The organism is Mycobacterium sp. VKM Ac-1816D (assembly GCF_000416385.1).
GTDB classification, from domain to species: domain Bacteria; phylum Actinomycetota; class Actinomycetes; order Mycobacteriales; family Mycobacteriaceae; genus Mycobacterium; species Mycobacterium neoaurum_A.
The window spans coordinates 154,528-164,504 of the sequence record NZ_AOHQ01000124.1 but is presented as its reverse complement, the minus strand read 5'-3'; the positions used below and the strand labels follow the sequence as shown (position 1 = coordinate 164,504).

Sequence of the window (9,977 nt, the reverse complement as noted above, 5' to 3'; positions counted from 1 at the left end):
ATCACCCGACAGGGACCGTCGAACCTCGCGGCGACCGAAGTCGCGGTCTGCGGCTCACCAAATCCGAGAATCGGGAACCGCGGCGCATTCGAACTTGTGTTCGACACTACGCCGAATCCGTGTCGTCTGCAAGGGTTCTCTCCGGGACAGCACACCCGACGGAAAGCGCACTGGTAGACACGACTCATGCAGATCGAAGACAGCGTCGTCGTCATCACCGGAGCGGGATCGGGTATCGGGAAGGCACTCGCCGCGGCGTTCACCGCCGCGGGCGCCTCAGTGGTCGCCGGTGATATCGACGCGCAGGCGGCCGCCGCGGCCGCCACCGAGATCGGCGGCAAGGCGATCGGCGTCGGTGCCGACGCCGCGACGATCGACGGAGTCGCGACACTGCTGGAAGCCGCGCGCTCGACATTCGGACCGGTCGACATCTTCGTGGCCAACGCAGGCATCATCGGCGCGCCCGAGCTCGGCAGCGACGCCGATTGGGACCGGGTCCTGGACGTCAACCTTCGTGCACATGTCCGAGCGGCTGATGCGCTGATCCCGGAGTGGACGGCCCGCGGCAGCGGCCACTTCGTGTCGGTCGCCTCGGCGGCCGGACTGCTCACCCAGATCGGTGCCGCCGGTTACGCCGTCACCAAACACGCCGCGGTCGGGTTCGCCGAGTGGCTGGCGATCACCCACGGCGATGACGGCATCGGAGTCACCGTGGTCTGCCCGATGGGAGTGGCCACCCCGCTGCTGGACGCGATCGTCGACTCGACCGATGACACCGCCCGGGTGGCCGCGGCTTCCATCACGACCGCTGGCGAAGTGCTCTCGGCCGACGATGTTGCCGCCGCAACCCTGGCCGGGGTACGCGACGGCACATTTCTCGTGCTACCTCACCCCGGGGTGCTGGACATGTACCGGGGCAAGGGCGCCGACTACGACCGCTGGATCGCCGGAATGCGCCGCTACCGACGCGCGCTGCACGAGAATGCGCACACAGCAGGCTGACACGAGAGGACTCGACACGATGACGACACTGGCTCCTGAGGTAGCCGATTTCTTGATGACGGGTACCCGCACCGGCATGCTCGGGTACGTCGCGGCAGACGGTCGGCCACTGGTGGCCCCGGTGTGGTTTATCCTCGACGGTAACGACGTGCTGTTCAACACCGATTCTGGTTCAGCCAAGGCGCGGGCATTTGCGCGCGACCCCAGAGTGGTTCTGTGCGTGGATGATCCGCATCCGCCGTTCTCGTTCGTCCAGATCCAGGGCACGGTACAGGTTTCCGATGATCTCGACGAGGTCCGGTCGGTCGCCACCCGGGCGGGCGGCCGTTACATGGGTGCGGACCGGGCCGAGGAGTACGGTCGACGCAACGGTGTCCCTGGCGAACTGGTCGTCAGGATCACCCCGACGAAGGTCGTCAAGGCGTTTCGCCTCGCCTCCTGACGCGGGGTCGACGTCAGCCGCCGCAGCGATTGCGGAAGTCCTTGGCGGGCTGCCTGATAGCCCTCAGCTCGTCGCGTACCTGCGGGTTGTCGGTGAGAAACCGCTCCATCGCAGCACGCCGTTCGTTCTCGTCGAGGCCGCTCAAAGAGGTGAAGAAGTCGTTCACCGGCGGATGGGTGAACAGATACGCAGAGGTTGCCGCGGATACTCCGGTGAGCACACCCGTCAGGTCCGCCGCCGTACAGTTCGGCGGCGGAGGTGGTGCCGGTGCTGCCGATGCCGTGCCCGCCGATGCGGTGAGAACGGCCAACACGCCTGCGACCGTCGCGACCAACCGCGCCGATTCCCCGTTCGGTGTCATCTCGTCCTCCTCTGATTCGTCATCGCCGCCCTCCCGCACTTCCACCGCCGACGTTGGGGCCGCCGGGCCTGCCGAAGCCCGGGTCGACTGGCACGCCCGGTCTGCCCACGCCGGGAACGAAGTCGACGTCGATACCCCAGTAGTAGTCGTCGCAGGCATACCAATCGAGGTCGCACGCGTAGGGCACATACGGACCCGACGAGCCACTGGGACCGTTGCCCGTGCTGGTACCACGCACGTCACCTTGCGAGCAGATGGTGGTTCCGCCGGCACTGGTGCAATCGGCGCCCGCATGCGGCGACGGTGTCGCAGAGAGGGCCGCCCCGATCAGAGCGGGGATGACAATTACTTCCAACAGTCGCATCTGACGACTCCCTCACCTCACGTCATGAGCGGACTCACGGCGAGCTGAACCCTTCGATCGTAAACCTCCGCGACCCAGCACACCAGGGGATTTACCCTGCTCAGGATTGGTTGTCGGTGGTTGGGGGCACCATGGTGGGATGCCGCCCGTCGCCGACCCGCTCGACCGCTTCAGTCAGCTGACGCGGGAGTGGTTCACGGGCACCTTCCCGGCCCCCACCAATGCCCAGGCACAGGCCTGGGCGGCGATCGCCGACGGTAGCGACACCCTGGTGGTGGCGCCCACCGGCTCGGGTAAGACACTGGCCGCCTTCCTCTGGGCGATCGACGACCTGGCGCGGTCCCCGGCCGAGTCCGCCGGCACCCGGGTGCTCTATGTATCACCGCTGAAGGCCCTCGCGGTCGACGTCGAGCGCAACCTGCGCACGCCGCTGACTGGCCTGACCAGGGTGGCCGAGCGACTGGGCGGTACGGCCCCGCAGATCACCGTCGGTGTGCGCTCCGGGGACACCCCGCCCAAACAGCGCCGCGCTCTCATCACCCGCCCACCCGACATCCTGATCACCACGCCAGAGTCGCTGTTCCTCATGCTGACGTCCTCGGCTCGCGAGACGCTGACCACTGTCACCACCGTCATCGTCGACGAGGTGCATGCGGTCGCGGCCACCAAACGCGGTGCGCACCTGGCGGTTTCGCTGGAACGGCTCGACGCGTTGCTGGAACGCCCCGCCCAGCGGATCGGTTTGTCGGCCACCGTGCGCCCGGCCGAAGAGGTGGCCCGTTTCCTCACCGGGGGCGCGGCGACCATCGTCTGCCCGCCCGCGGACAAGACCTTCGAGTTGCAGGTACAGGTTCCCGTGCCGGATATGACCAATCTGGCCGAGGGAACGATCTGGCCCGATGTCGAGGAACGCATCGTCGACCTGATCGAGACGCATCGGTCCTGCATCGTCTTCGCCAACTCCCGGCGTCTCGCCGAACGACTCACCTCGCGGCTGAACGAGATCCACGCCGAACGCAATGGTGTGGAACTGCCGGGAGCGACCGACACCGGTGGTGCCAACAAGAAGGTGGCCGGTGGGGCACCGGCCCACGTGATGGCCAGCGGGCAGAGTTTCGGCGCTCCCACCGAATTGGCGAAGGCACACCACGGGTCGGTGAGCAAGGAACAGCGCGCCCTGGTCGAGGATGACCTGAAGAGCGGTCGCCTCAAGGCCGTCGTCGCCACCTCCAGCCTCGAACTGGGCATCGATATGGGCGCGGTGGACCTGGTCATCCAGGTGTCCGCGCCACCGTCGGTGGCCAGCGGTCTGCAGCGCATCGGCCGCGCCGGACACCAGGTCGGCGAGATATCCCAGGGTGTGCTGTTCCCCAAACATCGCACCGACCTGATCGACTGCGCGGTCACCGTTCAACGGATGCGGGCCGGCCAGATAGAGACCATGCGCGTGCCCACCAACCCGCTCGACGTGCTGGCCCAGCACACCGTGGCCGCCGCCGCGCTGGAGCCGTTGGACGCCGACGCCTGGTTCGACACCGTACGGCGCAGCGCGCCCTTCGCGACGTTGCCCCGCACCGCCTTCGAGGCGACGCTGGATCTGCTGTCGGGTAAGTACCCGTCCACCGAGTTCGCCGAATTGCGCCCGCGATTGGTCTATGACCGCGACGCCGGATCATTGACCGCGCGCCCGGGTGCGCAGCGGCTCGCCGTCACCTCCGGCGGAGCGATCCCCGATCGCGGCATGTTCACCGTGTATCTGGCCTCCGAAGACGAAAAGCCGTCCCGGGTCGGCGAACTCGACGAGGAGATGGTCTACGAATCCCGTCCGGGTGACGTCATCTCACTGGGTGCCACCAGCTGGCGGATCACCGAGATCACCCATGACCGGGTGCTTGTGATACCCGCGCCGGGGTTACCGGCCCGGCTGCCGTTCTGGCGCGGGGACAGCGTGGGCAGGCCGGCCGAGCTCGGCGCCGCGGTCGGCGCCTTCACCGGTGAACTCGCCAAGATGGATTCCGAGGGTTTCCGGCAGCGCTGCCGTGATGTCGGGTTCGATGACTACGCCACCGACAATCTGTGGCAACTCATCGACGAGCAGCGCCAGGCCACCGGCGCGGTCCCCAGCGACAGCACCCTGGTGCTGGAGCGCTTTCACGACGAACTCGGCGACTGGCGCGTGATCCTGCACTCCCCCTACGGTTTGCGCGTCCACGGTCCGCTGGCATTGGCCGTGGGGCGCCGGCTGCGCGAACGCTACGGCATCGACGAGAAACCCACCGCTTCCGATGACGGCATCATCGTGCGGCTTCCCGACGGTGGGGAGGAACCACCCGGGGCGGACCTCTTCGTCTTCGAGGCCGATGAATTGGATGCCATCATCACCGCGGAGGTCGGCGGTTCGGCGCTCTTCGCGTCGCGGTTCCGGGAGTGTGCCGCCCGGGCGCTGCTGCTGCCCCGGCGCCACCCGGGTAAACGCTCCCCGCTGTGGCATCAGCGCCAGCGGGCCTCGCAGTTGCTCGACGTGGCCCGCAAGTATCCTGAGTTCCCGATCGTGCTGGAGGCCGTCCGGGAATGCCTCCAGGACGTCTATGACGTGCCCGCGCTGACCGAGCTGATGAGCAAGGTCGCCCAGCGCCGGGTCCGGCTCGTCGAGGTCGAGACCGCCACCCCGTCGCCCTTCGCGGCCGCCGCCCTGTTCGGCTATGTCGGCGCGTTCATGTACGAGGGCGACAGCCCGCTCGCCGAGCGGCGCGCTGCTGCCCTGTCATTGGACACGGTGCTGCTCGCCGAGTTGCTCGGCCGCGTCGAACTACACGATCTGCTCGATCCGGAGGTGGTGGCCACCACCGCCCGTCAGCTTCAGCACCTCGAGCCCGATCGCGCCGCCCGCGACGCGGAGGGTGTCGCCGACCTGCTGCGACTGCTGGGACCGCTGACCCAGGAGGAGATCGCCGCTCGGGCAACGACACCCGATATCGGCGGCTGGCTGGAGGGCCTGCGGGAAGCACGCCGGGCGTTGACCGTCTCCTTCGCCGGCCTGACCTGGTGGGCGGCGGTCGAGGATGTCGGATTGCTGCGCGACGGGGTGGGCGTCGCGGTCCCGGTGTGGGTGCCGGCAAGCCTCAGCGAGTCGGTGAAGGATCCGCTGGCCGATCTGCTGGGCCGATACGCACGCACCAACGGTCCCTTCAGCACCGACGAGGCGGCGGCACGATTCGGTCTGGGCATCCGGGTGACCTCCGATGTGCTCGGTCGACTCGCCGCTGACGGCAGGTTGATCCGCGGCGAGTTCACCACGACACCAGGCCCATCCGAACAATGGTGTGACGCCACCGTTCTGAAGATCCTGCGTCGCCGGTCGCTGGCGGCGCTGCGGGCAGCGGTGGAGCCCGTGAGCACCGCCGCCTATGGCCGTTTCCTGCCCGCATGGCAGCACCTGGGTTCGGAGCAGGTACGCGGTGTGGACGGGTTGGCCGCGGTCATCGAGCAGCTCGCCGGGCACCCATTGCCTGCGTCGGCGGTCGAACCGCTGATCTTCGGCCAGCGGGTCGCCGATTACCAGCCGGCGATGCTGGACGAGCTGTTGGCATCGGGCGAGGTCACCTGGTCGGGCGCCGGGCAGATCGGCGGTAGCGACGGATGGATCGCCTTCCACCTCGGTGAGACGGCGGCACTGACGTTGGCCGCGCCGGTCGACATCGACTTCACCGATACCCACCGGGCCATCCTGGAAGCCCTCGGTCACGGCGGCGCATTCTTCTTCCGCCAGCTCGCCGACGGTTCGGCCGGTACCGAGTTCAAAACCGCCCTGTGGGACCTGATCTGGGCGGGCTGGGTCACCGGCGACACGTTCGCCCCGGTGCGTGCCGTGTTGGCGGGGTCGCGGCGCGCCGGCGCCCCCGCGCACCGGCAGCGTCAGCGTCCACCCCGGCTGAGCCGCTACAGCCTGACCCAGGGCCAGCAACGCGCCGACCCGATGGTGGCCGGCCGCTGGTCCGCACTGCCCACCGCCACACCGGATTCCACGGTGCGCGCGCACTTCCAGGCCGAGCTGTTGTTGAATCGCTATGGCGTGCTCACCCGCGGCGCGGCCGACGGGATACCCGGCGGCTTCGCGATGTTGTACAAGGTGCTGACCGCATTCGAGGATGCCGGTCGCTGCCAGCGCGGCTACTTCGTGGAATCCCTCGGCGGTGCGCAGTTCGCGGCGGCCTCGACGGTGGACCGGCTGCGCTCCTATCTCGACGGAGTCGACCCGCAGCGCCCCGAACTGCACGCCGTGGCGCTGGCGGCCACCGATCCGGCCAACCCCTACGGCGTGACGCTGCCGTGGCCCGACGATCCCGAGTTGACCCATCGGCCCGGCCGCAAGGCCGGCGCATTGGTCGTCCTGGTCGACGGCGCCCTGGGCTGGTTCGTCGAACGCGGCGGGCGGACCCTGCTGAGTTTCACCGATGACCCCGACACTCAACAGGCCGCCGCCGCAGCCCTAGCCGGCCTGGTGAGCGCGGGCCGGGTGCCCTCACTGTTGGTCGAGAAGATCAACGGCACAAGTGTGCTGGAACTCGCCGGAGACACGACCCTCACCGCCGTCCAGGACGCGCTGCTGGGGTCGGGCTTCGCCCGCACCCCCCGTGGCCTGCGACTTCGCTGAGCGAACGATACTGAACTCATGCCCGAGGGTGACACGGTCTATCGCACCGCGACGAAACTGCGGGAAGCGCTCGTCGGCCGCACCCTGACCCGTTGCGACGTCCGAGTCCCGCGGTATGCGGCGGTCGACCTGACCGGCCAGCACGTCGACGAGGTGCTCAGCCGCGGCAAGCACCTGTTCATCCGCGTCGGCGCGGCCAGCATCCACTCCCACCTCAAGATGGACGGCAGCTGGGTGATCGGCTCGTTCCGTGGTCCCCAGCATCGGATCAGGATCGTGCTGGGCACCGCCGACACCGTGGCCTTCGGCATCGACCTCGGCGTGCTGGAAGTGCTCGAGCGCGCCAACGACCAGGACGCCGTCGCCCATCTGGGGCCCGACCTGCTGGGCCCGGACTGGGATCCGCAACTGGCCAGGCAGAACCTGATCGCCGAGCCGGATCGCGAACTCGCCGATGTGCTGTTGGATCAGCGGGTCATGGCCGGTGTGGGCAACGTGTACGCCAACGAACTGTGCTTCGTGCTCGGTAAGCGACCCGACTCCCCCGTCGGCGAGGTTCCCGATCCGCTACGCGTCGTCCAACGCGCACGGGACATGTTGTGGCTCAACCGCAACCGCGCCAATCGCATCATCACCGGCAATACCCGCAGGGGCCAGCAGTTCTGGGTGTACGGCAGGTCCGCAGAACCGTGTCGCCGCTGCCGTACCCCCATCAGGAGGGACGACAGCGGCGACCGTATCCGGTATTGGTGCCCCAACTGCCAACGCTGAGCGCGTCAGGCAGCGGCCTTGGACTGCGACTCCTCGGCGGGCGTGCGATTCGGCAGGGCCAGCCGCCAGATCTTCTTGACCACCGAGAAGAACTGCTTGGGCAGCGGTCCGCTGTTGTAGGGCAGGCCGTAGCGCTGGCAGATCTCGCGGACCTCACCGGAGATCTCGGCGTAGCGGTGGGCCGGGATGTCCGGGAACAAGTGGTGCTCGATCTGGAAGGACAGGTTGCCACTGAAGATGTGGAACCACTTGCCGCCGCTGAGATTCGCCGAACCCAGCAGCTGCCGGTAATACCACTGACCGCGGGTCTCGCTCTTGGTCTCCTCGACGGTGAACTCGTGGGTGCCCTCGGGGAAATGACCGCAGAAGATGATGGCGTATGACCACACGTTGCGCATCAGGTTGGCCGTCATGTTGCCGGCGAACACGAACGGTGCGAACGGCCCGGCCAGCAACGGGAAGGCCACATAATCTTTGACGGTCTGCTTCTTGACCTTCGCCCACATCTCGGTGAGCATCTCTTTCTTGTCGCGCAGTTTGATCTCACCGGAGCGGATGCGCTCGGTCTCCAACTCGTGCAGCGCGACGCCGTACTGGAAGAACACCATCAGCAGGAACGCGTAGACCGGATTGCCCAGGTAGTACGGATGCCACTTCTGGTCCTCGCTCATCCGCAGGATGCCGTAGCCGATATCGCGGTCCAGGTCCACGATGTTGGTGTAGGTGTGGTGCATGTAGTTGTGCGAGTGCCGCCACTGGTTGGACGGGCAGGCCGAATCCCATTCGAAGTTCTGCCCGCGCAACGCCGGATCGCCCATCCAGTCGTACTGGCCGTGCATGACGTTGTGGCCGATCTCCATGTTGTCGAGGATCTTCGACAAACCCAACATCACGGTCCCGACCGGCCAGGCCGGCGGTAGGAACAGCAGCACCCGGCCGCCGAACTCGAGACCGCGCTGCCACTTGATGATCTGTCGGATGTAGTTGGCGTCGCGCTCGCCGAGATCGGCGAGCTGGCGATCGCGGATGGCGTCGAGTTCGGCGCCGAAGGCCTCGAACTGTTCTGGGGTGAGCGTGTATTTGGCCGAGCTGCGGGGCTTGGCGGGGGTCGGGGTGGAGCTACGGGGCAAATCCAAGGTCGTCATGACATTGCCTTTCGTTTCTCGAAAACTTCAGGGATTCAGGGGTTCAGAGGTCGATGGCGACATCGCCGACCGGGGCGCTGACGCAGATCCGGATGTCTTCACAGTCGTCGGTGGATACCGTTCCGTTGAGCAGATTGCGCACCGCACCACGGGTTTTGGGTCGAGTGCAGCTGAAGCAGATGCCCATCCGGCAGCCGCTCTCGGGGTTCAGCCCGGCGGCCTCGGCCTGCTCGAGCAGCGTCTGGCCGCTGTCGGCGACCTCGACGCCACTGGTGGTGAAACTGACTGTGCCGCCTGTTGATTCGGCAGGAACGGCGAACACCGGCGGGACGAAACTCTCGGACCGGGCGTCCGGACGCAGTTCCCGGACCGCCTCGACCAGCGCCGGCGGACCGCACACGTAGACGGCATCGGGTTCGGCCATGGCCGCCGACAAGTGGTGGGCGGCGAAGTGGCCGTCGAGGTCGGCGCCCTGGTCGTCTCGGGTGTAGCCGTGCAGTACCCGCACACCGGGCATCCGGTCGAGCTCGTCGCGATAGCAGGCGTCCCGCTCCGAGCGTGCATAGTGGATGAAGGCCGCCTCACCGGTGAATCCTTCGGCCTTCAGCGTGCGCAGCATCGACAACACCGGGGTGATGCCGCTGCCGCCGGAGACGAACAGGATCCGCTCGGGACGCTGGGCCGGCATGGTGAAGTCACCGCCGACGGAATCCAGTCCGACGACCATGCCCGGGGTGGCGTTCTTATAGAGGTAGGTCGACACCAGGCCGCCGTCGTGCAGGCCGACGGTCAGCTCGATGAGCCGGCTGCCCTCGGCACTGGCCGGCGAGTACGGCCTGGTCCGGCGGCGGCCGTCGATCTCGACCGACAGGTTGATGTGCTGCCCCGCCCGAAAGCCGGTGAAGGCCTGGTTGGGTTCCAGCGTCAACGTGACGCTGCGGGTCGTCTGGCGGCGTACCGCCACCACCTTGGCGCGGGCATTGCCCTTGATCCACACCGGATCGACGATCTCGGTGTACCGGTCCACACCATGCGGTCCGGTCAACAGATCCAGCAGCGGAGAGCGGAGCACTCGATCCCGCAGCCGGTGCGTCAACGTTTCGGTGAACATATGTACACTCTGAAACAGTACCGCCGGTCTCGTCAACCAATATCACCAGGTTGTGATGGCCATAACACGGTGAACACCTGTACTCCCAAATCACTAACAAGTGGAGACGCAATGACGGGTACGACCC

The 9,977-nt window shown here is 67.3% G+C and carries 8 protein-coding genes; 4 read left to right on the top strand and 4 right to left on the bottom strand.

What is annotated here, in order from left to right; all coding sequences use genetic code 11:
- Nucleotides 1-186 precede the first annotated feature (186 nt).
- Together G154_RS08240 and G154_RS08235 are read left to right on the top strand one after the other, a co-directional pair.
- Entirely contained in the window at nt 187-1,002 is an 816-nt protein-coding gene (locus tag G154_RS08240) for an SDR family oxidoreductase (RefSeq protein WP_019510073.1), read from the top strand.
- A 19-nt stretch (nt 1,003-1,021) separates the two neighbouring features.
- Nucleotides 1,022-1,444 carry a PPOX class F420-dependent oxidoreductase gene (locus G154_RS08235; RefSeq protein ID WP_023985420.1) on the top strand — a complete coding sequence of 141 codons (423 nt, stop codon included), beginning with the start codon at nt 1,022-1,024 and terminating at the stop codon, nt 1,442-1,444.
- A 13-nt stretch (nt 1,445-1,457) separates the two neighbouring features.
- On the opposite strand, the gene G154_RS08230 is transcribed toward G154_RS08235, so the two are convergent.
- Both G154_RS08230 and G154_RS08225 read right to left on the bottom strand, forming a co-directional pair.
- Complete coding sequence (locus tag G154_RS08230) at nt 1,458-1,805, bottom strand: heme-binding protein (protein ID WP_023985419.1); 348 nt, start codon at nt 1,803-1,805, stop codon at nt 1,458-1,460.
- 19 nt (nt 1,806-1,824) lie between these two features.
- Nucleotides 1,825-2,169 carry a hypothetical protein gene (locus G154_RS08225; RefSeq protein WP_019510076.1) on the bottom strand — a complete coding sequence of 115 codons (345 nt, stop codon included), beginning with the start codon at nt 2,167-2,169 and terminating at the stop codon, nt 1,825-1,827.
- 139 nt (nt 2,170-2,308) lie between these two features.
- Here G154_RS08225 and G154_RS08220 point away from each other — a divergent pair, with 139 nt between their 5' ends.
- Complete coding sequence (locus tag G154_RS08220) at nt 2,309-6,823, top strand: ATP-dependent helicase (RefSeq protein WP_019510077.1); 4,515 nt, start codon at nt 2,309-2,311, stop codon at nt 6,821-6,823.
- Between the two features lie 18 nt (nt 6,824-6,841).
- Nucleotides 6,842-7,594 carry an endonuclease VIII Nei2 gene (gene nei2 / locus G154_RS08215; RefSeq protein WP_019510078.1) on the top strand — a complete coding sequence of 251 codons (753 nt, stop codon included), beginning with the start codon at nt 6,842-6,844 and terminating at the stop codon, nt 7,592-7,594.
- A gap of 5 nt (nt 7,595-7,599) precedes the next feature.
- On the opposite strand, the gene G154_RS08210 is transcribed toward nei2, so the two are convergent.
- Nucleotides 7,600-8,739 carry an acyl-CoA desaturase gene (locus G154_RS08210; protein WP_019510079.1) on the bottom strand — a complete coding sequence of 380 codons (1,140 nt, stop codon included), beginning with the start codon at nt 8,737-8,739 and terminating at the stop codon, nt 7,600-7,602.
- A 43-nt stretch (nt 8,740-8,782) separates the two neighbouring features.
- Nucleotides 8,783-9,850: a ferredoxin reductase gene (locus G154_RS08205; protein ID WP_019510080.1), complete on the bottom strand. Its 1,068-nt coding sequence runs from the start codon at nt 9,848-9,850 to the stop codon at nt 8,783-8,785.
- Nucleotides 9,851-9,977: the final 127 nt, after the last annotated feature.